Here is a 17,271-nt window from a genome sequence, read left to right as displayed (position 1 = left end):
TACACCTCCATCATATTAAGGCTTTACCGCTCGTACCGTTTCCAGTGCCTTATCAAAATCGGTATAGATACTATTACCAACAATAATAACATCCGCATACTGCTTCATTTCTTTTGCTTGGTGGGCATTCTCAATCCCACCCCCATAAAAGAGCAATGTATCGTTTAATTGATGGCTTACTTGTTTAACAAGTTCTGCATCTCCATATATCCCACTGTATTCCAAGTAAAATATAGGTAAGTGAAAAACTTCCTCCGCCATATATGCGTATACTAACGTATCTTCTGCATCTGGAAGTGTACTGTTCGTATATTGAAAAACCTTTGCTTCTTCATTCAAAATACAATATCCCTCAAAAACGGGTTGGACATAATCCATGTAGTCCATATGTTGTTTGATTCCTTGATGATGCATGTCCATCATCCATTTCTTTTCTTTGGAATTGAGTACCATCGGAATGAAGTAATCATCAAAACCGGTTGTAATGGCGTCCATTCTGGATATTTCCAGTATTTTATGGACGGAATAATGACTGAGTCGATTTAATAAGTCTTCTACTCCTCGATAAGTAATGTCATCTGTTCCACCAACCATTATGGCATCTGTACCTGATGTACAGAGGATATCCAATTGTTCATTTGAAATTTCCTTTGCAGGATCAAGCTTGAAAATATGCTTCCATTCATTCATTTTTGTCTTCAAAGGGATATCCCTCCATCTTTCAAATTACATTAATCCATTATACCAAAAATCGTAGGTAGTATTTAGAGTTATGTGGTGGAAATTTTTGAAGTGTATGTGAAAAGGCTATTATCCTGTCTGTGGTAGGGGTTTTCATGGACAAAGTCTTCTGCTTTTTTCATGCAAATGGTCGTGACGGCAGGGGTCACGGACAAAGTCTCCTGCTTTTTCCTTGCAAATGGCCGTGAGAGTGGGGATCACGGACAAAGTCTTCTGCTTTTTTCTTGCAAATGGCCGTGACAATGGGTATCACGGACAAAACCCCCTGTTTTTTCCTTGCAAATGGCCGTGAGGGGGCGACCTTCCTTGATTAACTACAGACAACTATGAGGATACTAAACCGTAATACTGTTTTTCTCGGTAGCCTTCGAACTATAAGAGCAGCAACCAATAAAAAACGCAGTGGATTCTGAATATCACTGCGTTTCTGCTTGCGTATAAGTGGTTTGTACCATTAAAAAATCCACTACCTTTTTGGCAGTGGATCATTTTTCTTCTAATACTCGATCAAGTACCATTTTGTATCCTTCGCTTCCGTAGTTGATGCAGCGGCGGACACGGGAAATGGTGGCGGTGGAGGCTTTTGTTTCTTGTTCGATATTATTGTATGTACTTCCTTCCATTAGCATTTTTGCAACTTGTAAACGTTGGGATAATGCATGAATTTCGGACATGGTAGCAATATCATCAAAGAAACGATAGCATTCTTCTCTATCCTTTAAAGAGAGAATTGCATCAAATAATTGATCAAGTTGCTCTCCTCTTAGCTTATCTATTTGCACGGTATATCCTCCTGACCTTCTACTTATTACTTTAAGAAGTTGTTCAAAAAGTCCGGTAAAAATGACACTTTGACGTTTCTAGTTGGCTTGCTTTTCCGCTCCTCATGTATCTTTAGGATGTACACTCCATTGCTCCAAAGCTACACCGCCTCGAACTACCGACGCACAAGACGTGCTAGTGTCAGCGTTGCAAGAAATCTTTACGGTGGGACGAGTAATCGGAGTCCTAGGACGTTGCGACTTTAGCCGACTCGGTCCTTTTTATCCTCCTTTTTTGAACACTCACTTTAACTCTATTCGTTGGAAATTTTCACTGCTTGGTCTAACCCAGGATTTGTTGGGATAACGTTGATCCATGTCTGACCAGGTATAAACCCAATCTCTTGGCCGTCTTTTATAGGTATTATTCTACCATCATGATTCTCCCAATTCACTTTATTTATAAGTCCTTTTTGCAGTAGGTAAGCATTTCCTCCTGATTCTAAATCAATCTCCCTACGTCCAGCATCGTCAATTACTTGATGACTTGTCTCTACAATTAGTACATTTTCGACTTCGATTGGCACTTCTGTATGTAGTTCAACTGTCTTCTCTCCGCCACTCGATCTCGTATAACTTCCTGAATCTTGATCATAGTCATACTGAACATTTGCGAATGAATAAGAATCTGAATAAATCACCTCAATATGACGGGCCTCTTCCCCAGCTAATGCTTCAATCTCATCTGCTGATAGAAATGGCAAGGCTTCATATTCCGCTGTTATATCATAACCTTTATCTTTAGCCACGTCATAAGCTGCTCCTAACTGCAGGTATGAATTATGCGGGGCTTCTCTAAATGACTCTCTTTTAAATAAATAGCCGTCATTATCATAAGTAGATCCGTTTAAGAAGTCAGTGCCACTATTAACAATCATTTCATCCACAAAATCTGCCGCTCCGTGATAAACATATAGAGCATTATAGCCATTTGCTAATTCAAAATAATATTCTCTAGCACTTCTTACTGGTCCAACGACTTCTGGTAAATTGCTATGATATAACGCTAAAAATCTTGTGATATTTCCTTCCGCTAGTATTTCAAAAACAATATCCGCCTGAGATAAACCTGTCTGCGGTCTAGCTTTTGGATGATTATTAACCATTACACTAATCATTCGGTTATCTATCGGTTCATTTGTACCAATACCTGTAAAAGGATATATATTTTTGAAACTTCCATCTTCTACTGCATTTTCCGTCTCTTCTTTATCATTGGAACATCCAACTAGAACAAGAAGCATCACGAAAAAGAATAGGATCGGTTTCCTCATTTGCCCAACACCCTTTGTAAGATTACCCATTGCTTATTTTTGCAACTGAGAAAGATTAAAAACTCTTGACTTAAGGAAGACCACGTCCAGCTCCAGCAACTAGCAAAGATTTTCGGTGAAGCGAGTAACTCACGATTAGTGAAAACAGAAGCTTAGTTGCGCTTAAACCCTTATGGTGAAATCGGCTTGTACATCACTAAACGGTCGCTTAAGCCCTCGCTCTAACTATTATATGTTAACACATTGTAGCAGGGAAGAGTATTTCATTTTTCTTAATATCTACAATTCCTTGTTGTGTAATTCGAATATATGGCAAATGTGTAGAGGATAAGAAAAGGATGTTATAGATTGGATCGTCAAATTTATAACCAAATTCTTTAAGATAGTTCTTTAATTCTCTTTCCTTCTCCATTATAACATCCATTGATTCCGTAGACATGATACCACCTAGCGTTAGGGAAAGGTCGGTCAGTATTTCTCCTTTATGAACAAGGACAATTCCTCCACCAATTTCTTTTAACCTCTTCCATGCAAGTAAAATATCCTTTTTACTTTTTCCAATAAAGATTAAATCTCCGGATGAAGTAAACGAACTAGCAATAGCTCCAAGTTGATTCGTGAATCCTTTAATCGTTGTGTTAACTCTCCATTTACCATTTTTATCGATTAATATAAGAAATGCATCATTTTTATTTTCAGGAAGTTCTTCTAGTGTAATATCAACATTAATGCTATACGGTTTAACAATAACATTATTGACCATTTCTAATCCCATTGGCATGGAAAATTGTAAATCCTTTTCTCCAAGTTCCCAATCGAAGTTTAATGGAGCAACCCCATATTTTTCCCAGTTAATCTTATTAGGAAGCTCTTGTTTCGTATTGTCTTTTATAATCCATTGTCCTTTTGCTAGAACACTTATAGGTTGAGGATTTTCTTTGCTTTCTAATATATTAATATGTGCAATTCGACCAGGCGCAATACTACCATGCGTCTCACTCAACTGAAAATGTCTGGCAACATTATAGCTACCCATCCGATATGCTTCTTCAATAGGGATTCCATTTTGAATAGCAATATCAATACAAACGTTGATAAATCCCTTTTCCGAGAACAAAGGTGTAGGTCCATCTGTTGTAAATGTTAGGTTATCAAAATTAGAAAGTCCTAGACTTAATATCTCTTTTACTAGGAGGGATAAATCAGGACGAATAGAAGAGTTCCTTAAAGATACATGATAACCCAAACGGAGCCTTCTTAATACTTCTTCACCAGTGATTGGTTCATGATCAGCAGAAATTCCAAGTAATTTCATCTTTGTTAACGTCTTTTCTGATGCACCAGGAAGATGTCCTTCTACCGGCTTTCTTTGTCTTTTTGTTTCTTGAATCCAATATAGTAATCTATCATTTCCATCTAACAGGCTTGGCCAAGAAGTTAACTCTCCACCTTGTACAACGGAAGGATGAGAAATCCATGATAACATGTCTTCCGTATTAAAGATTTCTTCTTCATCTTGTACCGAAGTTTGTGGATCAAATCGAGACCACCAATACATGGAAACTGGCAAGTGATCAAAGTCGTTTAATAGAGAAAACGCTTTCTTTTTGTCTAATAAAAAATGCCACATAAGGTTATCATTCATCATAGTGGTGGTTCCGTATCTGGCAGCATGTTTTGCTAATTCTTCTGGGTTTGATAATACAAAAGGATGGGAATGTGGCTCCATATAACCAGGAACTAGATATTTCCCTTCACAATCTACAACTTCCGTTTGATCTAGTTTGTCAGGCATATTGTCCCCAACATAAACAATCCGATCATGATATATCCATATATTCGCTTTTATCCATTGTTTTACGAAAACATTTAAATAATTACTATTTTTAAGTACAAGCGTAGGAGCTTCTAGACCATCTATTACTTTTACATGTTGTCTAAGCTCGCGGCTTCTCCAATTATTTTCATTTGTATGCATCGGCAAGCTCTCCAATAATTTATGATTACTCCTATTCTACCATACTATTATTCTTTCTTGTAGGGATGTTTGCTTAATACTTATTGACAAATTTCGCATGTGTTGTTACAAGTTTGCCTAGTAGATTCCATAATTACTGATTTCTTCTACTTGGATGCTGATATATCCTACTCAAGTACTGATATATCTTCCTTGAGTGCTGATATCCTCTCCTCAAGTACTGATATATCCTACCCGTGTGCTGATATCCCCTCAAGTACTGATATCTCACCCTTGAGTGCTGATATATCCTACTCGTGTGCCGATATCTCCTCCTTGGGTACTGATATATCCTACTCGTGTGCCGATATCTCCTCCTTGGGTACTGATATATCCTACTCGTGTGCCGATATCTCCTCCTTGGGTACTGATATATCCTACTCGAGTACCGATATATCCTACCCAATTACTGATATCTCCCCTCTGAGTACTGATATCCACTCTACGATGACTGATTTACTAGAAGATTAAATAAAAAAACCCCCTCATGGGTAACTAGATTTAAAATCTTGTTACCCATGGGGAGGCATTTCACTAACTCCTTTTGCCTTTTCGTTTATTTCATACCAATATCTCTACGATAATAGTAATTATCATTATTCATAGATTCTAAAACCTGGTACACCTTTTGATGCGCTTCTTGTAGATTAGCTGCTTTTGCGCCAACTAGGAGAACACGACCTCCATCGGATACAAGTGTATCCCCTTCGTATTTTGTTCCAGCATGGACAATATACGTATCTTCTATTTCCGGAAACGTTGGAATTACTGTTCCTTTTTTGTAAGGCCCTGGATAACCTGCAGATGCAAGAACAGTTCCTAGACACGTTACATCTTCCCATTCCAATTTAGGATCCTTTCCATCTAGGATATCCGTGAATACTTGAACTAGATCATTTTTTAACAATGGTAAAACGACTTGGGTTTCAGGGTCACCAAATCTAGTATTGAATTCAATGACTTTTGGACCTAGTTCCGTCATGATTAAACCGCCGTAAAGAATTCCGGTAAATGGTCTTCCTTCTGACATTAGACCATCTGCAGCTTTTTGGAGAACATTTTCTACAGAATACGCGATATGTTCTTCCGTAACATCCGGAACTGGAGCAAAGGAACCCATCCCGCCAGTATTGGGACCTTCATCATGATCGTACGCTCTCTTATGATCTCGAGCTGGAACCATTGGATATACATGGTGTTCATGAACAAATGCCATTAATGAGAATTCACGGCCGTCCAAGAATTCTTCAATAACGACTTTGGAACCTGCTTCAGAAAAGGTTTTGGAAACTAGCATATCTTCTACAGCTTTTAAAGCTTGCTCCATTGTTTCAGCAACAACGACACCTTTCCCAGCTGCTAGACCATCCGCTTTAATAACAATTGGTGCACCCTTTTCTTCAATATATGCTTTTGCCTTTTCCACATCTGTAAACGTTTCGTATTCTGCTGTTGGTATACTGTATTTTTTCATAAACGCTTTTGCAAAACTTTTACTTCCTTCTAGTAAAGCCGCTTCTTTGGTTGGGGCAAATACTTTTAAACCTTCTTGTTGGAATCGGTTCGCAATTCCTTCGTTTAATGGTGCTTCTGGTCCAACAATTGTTAAGTCAATTGCAGCTTCTTTTGCAAAAGAAACAAGATCATCTATATCCATTTCATCAATTGGGATACATGTAGCTTGTTCTTTCATTCCGCCGTTACCGGGAGCAACGTAAAGTTTCGTAACTTTACTGCTTTTGGCAAGTTCAAGTGCCACACTATGCTCACGGCCACCTCTTCCTACTACTAAGACGTTCATTCCAAGGTCCTCCACTCTTAATGTTTAAAATGACGCATTCCCGTATAAACCATTGCAATTCCATGTTCATCACAAACATCGATAGAATCCTGGTCACGGATGGAACCGCCTGGTTGGATAATTGCTGTTACACCAGCTTTTACAGCTTCTTCAACTGTGTCTGGCATTGGGAAAAATGCATCCGATGACATGACAGAGCCTTTTGTTTTTCCACCAGCTTGTTCGATTGCAATTTTCGCAGATCCGACACGATTCATTTGCCCAGCGCCAATGCCAACGGTTTGGCCGTTCTTAGCTAGAACAATTGCATTTGATTTCACATGTTTTACCGCTTTCCAAGCAAATAATAAGTCATGCAATTCTTGTTCTGTTGGTTGGCGTTTCGTAACCACTTTTAAGTCATCTACCTCAACCTTGCCATTGTCTTGATCTTGAATGAGCACGCCACCATTCACAGAGGTTAATTTATGGTTAACTATCTCCGTATCGTTCATTGGTAATTCAAGTAAGCGAATATTTTTCTTCTTCGTTAAGATTTCTAAAGCCTTCTCTGAGAAGCTTGGTGCAATAACGATTTCTAAGAAAATTTCACTAAGTTTTTCTGCAGTAGGAGAGTCTACTTCTTCGTTAAGAGCAACAATACCACCGAAAATTGAAATTGGGTCTGCATCAAATGCACGATTAAATGCATCCGAGATGGAATTCGCTACACCAATTCCACATGGGTTCATATGTTTTACAGCAACTGCTGCAGCTTGCCCATCATATTCTGCTAGAATTTCAAGCGCAGCATTCGCATCTTGAATATTGTTATAAGATAGTTCTTTCCCATGTAATTGTTTTGCTGCTGCAAGGCTCATCGTTTTAACAATCGGACGTTTGTAGAATGCAGCTTCTTGATGTGGGTTTTCGCCGTAACGTAAATCTTGAACTTTTTCATATGTAACGGTATAAGTCTCCGGGAATTCTTCGCCTGTTTCACCCATGAAGTATTCTGCAATCATTGCGTCATAGTTAGCTGTATGACGGAAAACTTTTGCAGCTAATTTTTGCCTTTTTACAAAGTCTAGTGTGTTTTCTTTTAAAGAAGTTAGAATATCATCATAATCTTGTGGATCTACTATTACAGTTACATCTTCAAAGTTCTTTGCGGCAGAACGTAGCATCGTTGGGCCACCGATATCAATGTTTTCGATGATTTCCTCTTTAGATACACCCTCTTTTTCAAGGGTTTGTTTGAAAGGATATAAGTTTACGACAACCATGTCGATTGGTTCGATGTTGTTTTCTTTCATTTGGTTCATATGATCTGGGTTAGAACGTTTTGCAAGTAATCCTCCATGAACGAATGGATGAAGTGTTTTTACTCGACCATCCATAATTTCTGGGAAACCAGTTACTTCATCTATTGCTTTTGCAGGTATTCCTGCTTCTTGGATTTTGCTTAATGTTCCACCTGTTGAGATAATCTCATAATCTAGTTCTACGAGACCTTTGGCAAATTCAATGATGTTTTGTTTATCGGAAACACTAATTAGTGCTCTTTTCATTAGTTGAACCCTCCACTTTGTCTAGTATGTAAGTCTTCTGCATTTAACAGACTACTAAAGTAAATTACTTTTTAACAATGTCTTTCATTACACGCGGATATAATTGATGTTCTACATGATGTATTTTTTCTTCTAGTGATTCTAAGGTGTCGTTTTCTTTTACTTCTATTTCTTCTTGAGCGATGATTGGCCCGGTGTCTATCCCCGCATCAACGTAGTGAACGGTTACTCCTGTTGTTTTGACTCTGGCATGATATGCTTGACCGATGGCATCTTTCCCTGGAAAGTCAGGTAATAAAGAAGGGTGAATGTTTATGATTTTACCTTCATACGCTTCAAGTAATGTTGGCCCTATGATACGCATGTATCCAGCTAGAAAAACCCAAGAAATATTTGCCTCTTTCAGTTTTTCTACTAAAACTTTTTCATATTCCTCTTTAGAAACATAATCTTTCGAACGGAATACAAAAGTAGGAACTTGGTATTTTTCTGCTTTTTGAATAACCGTTGCTCCAGGATTATCGCAAATAAGTAGGACAATGTTACACGAGAGATCACCAGCTTCCATGATTGCCTCAAAATTACTACCCGTACCTGAGGCAAAAACGGCAACATTTATTTTACTCATGATTGGAAATGCACCCCTTCTTTGGCTACAGCTTTACCAATTACTGATGCTTTTTCTCCATGTTCTTGAAGAATAGAAAGTACCTCTTCCACCTTATCTTGACTAACAACAAGTGCCATTCCAATTCCCATATTAAATACACCGTACATTTCAGCATCTGGAATGGAACCTAATGTTTGTAAAAAAGGGAAAACTTCAGGTACGTCCCAGCTATCTGGTGCAATCTCAACCCCTAGACCTTTGGGCATCATTCTCGGGAAGTTCTCGTAAAATCCACCACCAGTAATATGAGAAATTCCTTTGATTTCATGTTTATCTAGTACTCTAGCAATTGATTTTGCATAGATTTTAGTTGGAGTAAGTAGTGTTTCTCCTAAAGATTTCGATAATCCTTTTGGTGTTTCATTCAAATTTAAACCTTCTACTAGTTTTCTTACTAAGGAATAACCATTGGAGTGAATACCACTTGATGCAAGACCAATTATAGCATCTCCTTTTTGAATTGCCTCCCCAGTAATTAGTTTAGATTTTTCCGCTATACCGACAACAAATCCTGCTAAATCATATTCTTCGTCCCTGTACATACCGGGCATTTCAGCTGTTTCTCCACCGATAAGTGCCGCTCCAGCATCCACGCAACCATTCGATACCCCTGCTACAATTTGCTCCATGCGCTCGGGGTCATTTTTTCCACAAGCAATATAATCCAGAAAGAATAGTGGTTGTGCACCTTGAGCAACAATGTCGTTCACACACATCGCAACTAAATCAATACCTACTGAATCATGTTTATTTAATTGAAAGGCAAGTTTTAATTTCGTTCCAACTCCATCTGTTCCGGAAACCATGACAGGTTCTTGATAGTTAACGTTAGATAAATCAAAAAGTCCCGCAAATGATCCGATCCCACCCAGCACCTCGGGACGTGTCGTTTTTGCAATATGCTTTTTCATACGTTCCACTGCTTCATACCCTTTTTCTACATCTACACCAGCTTGTTTATATACATCTGACATCGTTGATTCTACACATCCTCTAGATTAGTCCTTTATCACACATAAAGGGGATTTTTTTCCTTCCTTAATATCAATGGGATATCGACCGGACATACATGCGATACATAATCCTTGGTTAAGAGATTTATCTTTAACGATTGCTTTTTCTAATCCCGCTTCTGATAAAAATGCTAAACTATCCGCTCCGATCATTTCTGCAATTTCACAGGTGGAATGGCTCGTCGCTATTAATTCTTCATAGGTTGACATATCTATCCCGTAGTAACACGGATGCTCAATGGGAGGGGAAGCAATGCGAACATGTACTTCTTTTGCTCCGGCATCTTTTAGCATGTGAACAATCCGTTTACTCGTTGTTCCTCTTACAATGGAATCATCAATCATCATAACGCTTTTTCCTTCAATAATTCCCCGAACTGGAGAAAGCTTCATTTTAACACCCTGTTCACGTAAATCCTGAGAAGGCTTAATAAAGGTTCTACCAATATAACGATTCTTAATAATACCCATCTCGTAAGGTAAACCACTTTCTTCCGCAAAACCAATGGCAGCTGAGATGCTGGAATCCGGAACCCCCACTACAATATCTGCATTAGTTGCAGCGGGTGCCTCTTTCGCTAACTCTTTCCCCATTTGTTTACGTGAAGCATGAACATTTACATCATTCTCATTACTATCTGGTCTAGATAGATAAACATATTCCATCGCACACAAAGCACGCTTTTCTTGTTTGGCAAAACGAGATGATTTTAATGCCCTTTCCTCGATTGTAATTAATTCTCCCGGTAATATATCTCGCACAAATGTCGCACCAATTTGGTCAAACGCACATGTTTCCGATGCAATCACATAGGCATCCCCTAATAATCCAATAGATAGGGTGAAAATACCGTGCGGATCAAGTGCTGCATACATTTTATCTTTCGTCAAAATCATATAAGCATAGGCACCATGTAATTCATTTAACGCGTAACTAATGGATTTTTCATTAATTTCTTGACCGTCACGCTTGATTAAATGAGCTAAAATTTCGGTATCTGATGATGTTTGTAAGATACTGCCTTGCTTCTCTAATTGGCCACGGAGTTCATACGCATTGATGATTTTCCCACTGTGTGCTAAAGCCATACTTTCTGTTTGAGAGTGGAATAATAACGGTTGAACATTTTCAATTCCGGTTTGACCTTGAGTAGCGTATCTTACATGACCAATTGCATGATGTCCTTGCAATTGGTCAAATTCTACATCTTTAAACACATCATTGACTAAGTCTAATCCTTTATGCGCCTTTAATTCTCCTTCTACGTTTACAACGATTCCGGCTCCTTCTTGGCCACGATGTTGCAAAGCATGAAGACCATAGTATGTTAATTCCGTTGCTTTTTCATGACCCCAAATTCCGAACACTGGACATTCCCCACTTATTCTTTGGATTTCAGCAAGCTTGGGATTGCACCTCTCCAAAGTTCTTCAAGTTCCTTTACATCTTGCTTGATAACCATGTCATTGTTAATGGAAACTTGAATGGTGCCATCTGTAGTAACCTTGCCAATTTGTTTTGCATCGTCCACAAGACTTTCGAACTTTTCTTGATTTTCTGCTTTTACTGTTACGATAAATCGGGATTGTGTTTCACTAAATAATTCTACAGTCACATCTCCAGTTAGTTCTACCGTTGCTCCTAATCCCTTACGACCGAACACACTTTCCGCAAGAGCAACACCTAGACCACCTTCTGCTAAGTCATGTGCCGAAACAACTACTCCAGATTGGATAGCTTCTAGTAATTGCTTTTGTCTTTTTGCTTCTACATTTAAATCAATTTCAGGAGCTCGACCTTCGTATGTACCTTGAAGGATGTTTTGTAATTCGCTACCACCAAATTCCTTTTTAGCGTCTCCAATGACATACACAATATCATCTTCATGTTGGAAAAAGCTTGGAGTAATATGGTCTAAAGATTTGTGTAAACCAACCATCCCTACAACAGGTGTTGGGAAAATAGATTTCCCTTTCGATTGGTTATATAACGATACGTTCCCACTAATGACAGGGGTTGAAAGTGCCGTACAAGCAGCACTCATTCCATCTGTAGCTTTTTCCATTTGCCAGTAAATTTCTGGATTAGAGGGATTACCAAAGTTAAGTCCGTCTGTAAGCCCCAATGGTTTTGCCCCAGAACAAATAATGTTACGTGCAGCCTCAGCTACAGCAATTTTCCCACCGGTTTCAGGGTCTAAATAAATATAACGAGAGTTACAATCCGTTGTTATTGCTATTGCTTTGTCATGACCTTTAATACGAATCACAGCCGCATCTGAACCAGGTGCTACTGCTGTATTGGTCTGTACCATGGAATCGTATTGATCATAAACCCACTCTTTACTTGCAATCGTTGGTTGTTGCAATAGTTTTTTAAGCATTTCTTGGTGATTTTCAACGCCCGGAACGGTATTCTCCATCTGTTGAAACTCCCTAAAATACTTCGCCTCTTCTGATGGCATTTCATACACAGGCGCATCTTCCGCTAAAGGATCCACCGGAATATCTGCAACCACTTCCCCATGATGTTTAATCCGGAAAACTCTCTCTTCAATGACCTTCCCAACAGGTACTGCCTTCAAGCCGTATTTTTCAAAGATGTCGATAATTTCTTGTTCACGACCTTGTTCCACACATAAAAGCATACGTTCTTGTGATTCAGAAAGCATCATTTCATATGCGGACATGTTCGGTTCCCGTTGTGGTACTAGGTCTAAGTTCATTTCTAATCCGGTACCAGCTTTACTTGCCATTTCTGATGCAGATGACGTAAGGCCTGCTGCACCCATGTCTTGCATTCCTACTAAAGCATCGTTGTGAATAACTTCTAAACATGCTTCAATAAGTAATTTTTCCATAAACGGATCTCCAACTTGAACAGATGGCCGGTCTTTGTCCGCATCTTCTGCTAAATCATCAGATGCAAATGTTGCACCATGAATTCCGTCACGTCCTGTTGGTGGTCCAGCATAAAGAATCGTATTTCCAATACCTGCAGCAATCCCTTTTTGAATGTCATCATGATTGATTAGTCCAATAGCCATTGCGTTAACTAGTGGATTTTCTTCATAACTATCATCAAATTGAACTTCTCCACCAACCGTTGGAACTCCAACACAGTTACCATATCCAGCAATCCCGTTCACTACTTCTGTGAATAAATATTTCGTACGTTCATTAGTTAAATTACCGAAACGCAATGAGTTCATGGATGCGATTGGACGTGCACCCATGGAGAAGATGTCACGAATAATTCCACCAACACCAGTTGCTGCTCCTTGATATGGTTCCACAGCGGAAGGATGGTTGTGACTCTCTACTTTAAACACAACTGCTTGATGATCACCGATATCGATAATCCCAGCACCTTCACCCGGTCCTTGTAGTACGTTAGGTGCTTTGGTTGGGAACTTTTTCAATAATGGCTTAGACGTTTTATAACTACAGTGTTCAGACCACATAACAGAAAAGATTCCCGTTTCCGTGAAATTCGGTTGACGTTTTAAAATATCTTTAATCATTTGATATTCTTCGTCACTTAAACCCATTTCACGGTAAATCTTGTTTTCTTCAATTTGCCCAGGGCTCCACTCACGCGTTTGTAACATAAGTCTTCCTCCAATTCTCAACCAATGACTTGAATAATTTCATACCATCATCACTACCTAGAATGGCTTCCATCGCACGTTCCGGGTGAGGCATCAATCCAAGTACATTCCCCTCTTTATTCATAATTCCAGCAATATCCGATACGGAACCATTTGGGTTATTTTTATATGTGAAAACAATTTGGTTATTTGCTTTTAATTGTTGAAGTGCTTCTTCATCGCAAAAATAATTACCTTCCCCATGCGCAATTGGAAAGCGAACGATTTCGCCTTTTTCATAGCCCGAAGTAAAGACCGTTTCATTATTTTCTACAACTAGCTCTTCTTGATGGCACATAAAAGATACATTCTGATTTCGCATGAAAGCACCTGGAAGCAATCCAGATTCAGTAAGGATTTGAAATCCATTACATACGCCTAAGACAGGTTTTCCACGTTCCGCATGTTCACGAACTTGTTTCATAACGTCTGAGGTAGCTGCAACAGCACCACAGCGTAGGTAATCCCCATAAGAAAATCCACCTGGAATTAAAATGGCATCATAGTTTTCTAGGTTACTATTTTCATACCATAGCAAATCTGCTTCTTCACCTAATACTTCTTTCACGGCATGATACATATCTCTATCACAGTTTGACCCCGGAAAAACAATTACTGCAAACTTCACGCTTGAACAGCCTCCTCCACTTCAAATCGGTAATCTTCCATTACAGGATTAGCAAGAAGTTTATTACACATGTCTTTGATACGTACCTCTAAATCAGGACCATCTTCCATATTTAATTCAATTACTTTACCAACCCTTGTATCTGTTACCCCTTCATATCCAAGTGCAGTTAATGATTCTTGGATTGCCTTTCCTTGCGGGTCAAGAACACCGGCCTTTAATGTGATGTATACCGTTACTTTCTTCATTTTAATTCCTCCAGTCGATTTACTAACTTTTCGTAAAACTCTAATTGATTTCCTGAATATACCTTTTCATTTGCCTTTTGAAGAATTTCACCTGTTGATTTATCTAAGAGTTTCCAAGTATCTGGGGAAATCTCATCAGAAAGAATAATATGACCATTCATCCTTCCAAATTCTAATTTCAATACCGCTAAAGATATAGTTAGACTTGAAAATAATTGATTCAAATGTTTATTGACACGTAATGCTTTTTCTTTCACTTCTTGTAATTCAATTGGTGTAATATTTGTAAGAAATAACGCGTGCTCATCATTAATTAACGGATTCTTAAGTAATTCATTTTTATAATATAATTCAATAATTGGTGGATAAAGAATCGTATTCTCTTCAATTCCTAATCTTTTAGACATGGCAGGGGTCACACTGTTACAAATCACCACTTTTAATGGGATCATTTCTGTTTTGTTCACGAGTTGTTCCGTATCACTTAGCTTCTTTATATAATGGGTATCCATTCCCCTGTCACGTAGGTATTCAAAGATGCGTGACGATATATCATTATTTAACCGGGCCTTTTCAACGAAACTCTCTTTTCCTTCCTCCGTAAATGCAGTTCTTTCACTTTTATAAGAAAAAATCAATTTTCCGGGTTGTTCAGACACTTGATAAACTTTCTTTTCTTTGCCTTCATAAAGGAGCTCAGCTTTCAACGCATTCACCTTCCGTTAGTTTGACGCGGTTATGTTATGGTTTTCAAATCCTCGAATTTATGGATTTGTGTCCAGACTTCTTCAAGCGTATTACCGATAAATGTGATATGTCCCATTTTTCTCTTTTCTTTGGCTTCTTCCTTTCCATACAAATGAATAAATCCTGTATGATGATGTGGAATAGACTTTAAAACAAATTCCATATCTTCACCTAAGATATTAATCATACATGCTTGCTTCCATTGTTTAATTTCGAAAAGCGGTAATCCACAAATGGCACGAATATGTTGACCAAATTGGGAAATATTACACGCCTCAATGGTATAATGCCCTGAATTATGAGGTCTTGGAGCCATCTCGTTTAAATAGATTTCATTCCCTTTTACAAACATTTCAATGGCAAAAGTACCTACAATATTCATGTCTTCGGCTAGCACACGCGCAGCTTCATTTGCTTTTATTTGAAGTTCAACCTCTATATTTGCTGGGACTGTCGTTTTATAAAGAATATGGTCTCGATGTTCATTTTCGGAAATAGGGAAATACGTCATATCGCCTGATGCGGATCTTGTAAAAATAACAGAGATTTCCTTATCAAATGGAATCCATTCTTCTATCATGCAATGCCCATTTTTTTCAACAAAAGCTAAAGCTTCTTCTAAATCTGCTTCAGAATTTAATTTCAACTGTCCTTTTCCGTCATAACCACCACGACATGTTTTAATCACTGTGGGATAAGTAAAATCTTCTAAAGCTTTCTTACAGACTTCGGCATTTGTCACAATAGCAAATTTTGGAGTAGGCAAATTTAGGTTTCTCATCAACGTCTTTTCTTTTTCCCGATTTTGTGTCACTTCTAGAGCGTAAGCACCTTGTGGAAGCTTCCCCTTGCTCTCGATGTAAGTTGCCGCTTCAAGGTCCACATTTTCAAATTCATATGTAATCACATCACTGATATCCGTCAATTGCTTGATTCCATCCATATCATTGTAAGGCGCAGTAATTTGAACATCAGCCACTTGAGCAGTGGGGCAATTAGGGGTTGGATCTAACACAGCAATTTTATACCCCATATAACGTGCCTCCATCGCCATCATCCTTCCTAATTGGCCACCGCCGATAATACCTATTGTTTGCGCCGGAATGATCGTTTTATTTGTCTGCAAGTTCTTCCCTCATTTCTGCCACTTTATCTTGCATTTCTTCACGATTCCGTTGAAGATTTGCTGCAATCTTTTCATCAAATGTTCCTAGGATTTGAGCAGCTAGAATCCCCGCATTTGTAGCACCGGCTTTTCCAATTGCAACCGTTGCAGTTGGAACCCCGCCAGGCATTTGAACAATGGATAACAAGGAATCCAGTCCATTCAATGTTTTCGTCTGAACGGGTACACCAATAACCGGTAAAGTAGTTTGAGAAGCCACCATACCAGGCAAGTGAGCTGCCCCACCAGCACCAGCAATGATTACTTTAAGTCCACGGTCCCGTGCTGATTTGGCATAATCAAACATTTTATCTGGAGTACGATGAGCAGATATCACATCTTTTTCGTACGGAATTTCTAACTGCTCGAGTACATTACAAGTGTGTTGCATCGTTTCCCAATCTGAAATACTTCCCATTATGATACCAACTTGAGCCATGAAATCCCTCTCTCTACATTATTTTAAATTTAGGTTTATATTCGACTTTTTCTTTTAATCAATTATTTAGAAAATTCAATCCACATAATGCTTTACCATACACAAAAAGTCTATTTATCTCCCATATGAGGAAAGATGAATAGACTTGTAGTGTGTAGTAGAAAAGTCCGAGACACATTTTCACCTTCCCTCATAGTCCAGCATTCTCGGTGCTGGGTAGAAACTTCCGGCCTTATTCCAGAAATATATGAGGTAATATGATCGTATTTTTGATGACTTAAGCATACCAATTCATATGGTGAATGTCAATGAAATATCGGACAATTAAGTTATATTTTTCCCTAATGTTCGGATTTTAGTGGTTAGTCGCGATTTTTTTGTCTTTTTCTAATATCATTTGGCGGTTTTCATTAAGTTCTTGCTTTGGATGAAAGGAACTTCATGAACAAAGGAATAGTAGTTTCCTTTTAATTTGTTCATGAAGATGAGTTACCTTTTCGGTTACAT

The 17,271-nt window shown here is 38.5% G+C and carries 15 protein-coding genes and 1 riboswitch; all 15 genes read right to left on the bottom strand.

Annotation, left to right across the window (positions count from 1 at the left end):
* Positions 1 to 15 precede the first annotated feature (15 nt).
* The 15 genes from MHI02_RS04305 to purE all read right to left on the bottom strand — a co-directional run bounded on the left by MHI02_RS04305 (position 16) and on the right by purE (position 16,764).
* The gene (locus MHI02_RS04305; RefSeq protein ID WP_341166099.1) at positions 16 to 690 is read right to left on the bottom strand and encodes a heptaprenylglyceryl phosphate synthase; all 675 of its coding nucleotides are present in this window, start codon (positions 688 to 690) and stop codon (positions 16 to 18) included.
* Positions 691 to 1,226: 536 nt separating this feature from the next.
* Complete coding sequence (locus tag MHI02_RS04300; protein ID WP_047185479.1) at positions 1,227 to 1,523, bottom strand: YerC/YecD family TrpR-related protein; 297 nt, start codon at positions 1,521 to 1,523, stop codon at positions 1,227 to 1,229.
* A gap of 293 nt (positions 1,524 to 1,816) precedes the next feature.
* Entirely contained in the window at positions 1,817 to 2,836 is a 1,020-nt protein-coding gene (locus MHI02_RS04295; RefSeq protein ID WP_341165684.1) for a DUF3048 domain-containing protein, read from the bottom strand.
* A gap of 235 nt (positions 2,837 to 3,071) precedes the next feature.
* Positions 3,072 to 4,814 carry an adenine deaminase C-terminal domain-containing protein gene (locus tag MHI02_RS04290; protein WP_047185481.1) on the bottom strand — a complete coding sequence of 581 codons (1,743 nt, stop codon included), beginning with the start codon at positions 4,812 to 4,814 and terminating at the stop codon, positions 3,072 to 3,074.
* Between the two features lie 595 nt (positions 4,815 to 5,409).
* Positions 5,410 to 6,654 (bottom strand): phosphoribosylamine--glycine ligase, encoded by a 1,245-nt coding sequence (gene purD / locus MHI02_RS04285; protein ID WP_341165683.1) that lies wholly within the window; start codon positions 6,652 to 6,654, stop codon positions 5,410 to 5,412.
* Positions 6,655 to 6,671: 17 nt separating this feature from the next.
* Positions 6,672 to 8,204, bottom strand: coding sequence for a bifunctional phosphoribosylaminoimidazolecarboxamide formyltransferase/IMP cyclohydrolase (purH, locus tag MHI02_RS04280; RefSeq protein ID WP_204797908.1), 1,533 nt, complete (start codon positions 8,202 to 8,204; stop codon positions 6,672 to 6,674).
* Positions 8,205 to 8,268: 64 nt separating this feature from the next.
* Positions 8,269 to 8,832, bottom strand: coding sequence for a phosphoribosylglycinamide formyltransferase (gene purN / locus MHI02_RS04275; RefSeq protein WP_047185484.1), 564 nt, complete (start codon positions 8,830 to 8,832; stop codon positions 8,269 to 8,271).
* Entirely contained in the window at positions 8,829 to 9,848 is a 1,020-nt protein-coding gene (gene purM / locus MHI02_RS04270; RefSeq protein WP_047185485.1) for a phosphoribosylformylglycinamidine cyclo-ligase, read from the bottom strand. The genes purN and purM overlap by 4 nt, the downstream gene beginning before the upstream one ends.
* A gap of 24 nt (positions 9,849 to 9,872) precedes the next feature.
* Positions 9,873 to 11,255, bottom strand: a complete 1,383-nt coding sequence (gene purF / locus MHI02_RS04265; RefSeq protein WP_341165682.1) for an amidophosphoribosyltransferase — start codon at positions 11,253 to 11,255, stop codon at positions 9,873 to 9,875.
* Positions 11,256 to 11,269: 14 nt separating this feature from the next.
* The gene (gene purL, locus MHI02_RS04260) at positions 11,270 to 13,498 is read right to left on the bottom strand and encodes a phosphoribosylformylglycinamidine synthase subunit PurL (RefSeq protein ID WP_257455618.1); all 2,229 of its coding nucleotides are present in this window, start codon (positions 13,496 to 13,498) and stop codon (positions 11,270 to 11,272) included.
* Complete coding sequence (gene purQ / locus MHI02_RS04255) at positions 13,482 to 14,165, bottom strand: phosphoribosylformylglycinamidine synthase subunit PurQ (RefSeq protein ID WP_047185488.1); 684 nt, start codon at positions 14,163 to 14,165, stop codon at positions 13,482 to 13,484. The genes purL and purQ overlap by 17 nt, the downstream gene beginning before the upstream one ends.
* Positions 14,162 to 14,413, bottom strand: a complete 252-nt coding sequence (gene purS / locus MHI02_RS04250; RefSeq protein WP_047185489.1) for a phosphoribosylformylglycinamidine synthase subunit PurS — start codon at positions 14,411 to 14,413, stop codon at positions 14,162 to 14,164. Before purS ends, purQ begins: the two co-directional genes overlap by 4 nt.
* Positions 14,410 to 15,120, bottom strand: coding sequence for a phosphoribosylaminoimidazolesuccinocarboxamide synthase (locus MHI02_RS04245; protein WP_047185490.1), 711 nt, complete (start codon positions 15,118 to 15,120; stop codon positions 14,410 to 14,412). The genes purS and MHI02_RS04245 overlap by 4 nt, the downstream gene beginning before the upstream one ends.
* A 29-nt stretch (positions 15,121 to 15,149) precedes the next feature.
* The gene (gene purK, locus MHI02_RS04240; protein WP_047185491.1) at positions 15,150 to 16,286 is read right to left on the bottom strand and encodes a 5-(carboxyamino)imidazole ribonucleotide synthase; all 1,137 of its coding nucleotides are present in this window, start codon (positions 16,284 to 16,286) and stop codon (positions 15,150 to 15,152) included.
* Entirely contained in the window at positions 16,273 to 16,764 is a 492-nt protein-coding gene (gene purE, locus MHI02_RS04235; RefSeq protein ID WP_341165681.1) for a 5-(carboxyamino)imidazole ribonucleotide mutase, read from the bottom strand. Before purE ends, purK begins: the two co-directional genes overlap by 14 nt.
* A gap of 173 nt (positions 16,765 to 16,937) precedes the next feature.
* Positions 16,938 to 17,035: riboswitch (purine riboswitch) on the bottom strand.
* Positions 17,036 to 17,271: the final 236 nt, after the last annotated feature.

Origin of the sequence: Oceanobacillus sp. FSL K6-0118 (assembly GCF_038006665.1) — a bacterium.
GTDB lineage: Bacteria > Bacillota > Bacilli > Bacillales > Amphibacillaceae > Oceanobacillus > Oceanobacillus caeni.
The sequence above is the reverse complement of the archived record's forward strand: the minus strand, read 5'-3'. Positions and strand labels throughout refer to the sequence as shown.

Coding starts and splice junctions, on each gene's coding strand:
- MHI02_RS04305 (WP_341166099.1), bottom strand. CDS start 690: ATGAATGAATGGAAGCATATTTTCAAGCTTGATCCTGCAAAGGAAATT.
- MHI02_RS04295 (WP_341165684.1), bottom strand. CDS start 2,836: ATGAGGAAACCGATCCTATTCTTTTTCGTGATGCTTCTTGTTCTAGTT.
- MHI02_RS04290 (WP_047185481.1), bottom strand. CDS start 4,814: ATGCATACAAATGAAAATAATTGGAGAAGCCGCGAGCTTAGACAACAT.
- purD (WP_341165683.1), bottom strand. CDS start 6,654: ATGAACGTCTTAGTAGTAGGAAGAGGTGGCCGTGAGCATAGTGTGGCA.
- purH (WP_204797908.1), bottom strand. CDS start 8,204: ATGAAAAGAGCACTAATTAGTGTTTCCGATAAACAAAACATCATTGAA.
- purN (WP_047185484.1), bottom strand. CDS start 8,832: ATGAGTAAAATAAATGTTGCCGTTTTTGCCTCAGGTACGGGTAGTAAT.
- purM (WP_047185485.1), bottom strand. CDS start 9,848: ATGTCAGATGTATATAAACAAGCTGGTGTAGATGTAGAAAAAGGGTAT.
- purL (WP_257455618.1), bottom strand. CDS start 13,498: ATGTTACAAACGCGTGAGTGGAGCCCTGGGCAAATTGAAGAAAACAAG.
- purS (WP_047185489.1), bottom strand. CDS start 14,413: ATGAAGAAAGTAACGGTATACATCACATTAAAGGCCGGTGTTCTTGAC.
- purE (WP_341165681.1), bottom strand. CDS start 16,764: ATGGCTCAAGTTGGTATCATAATGGGAAGTATTTCAGATTGGGAAACG.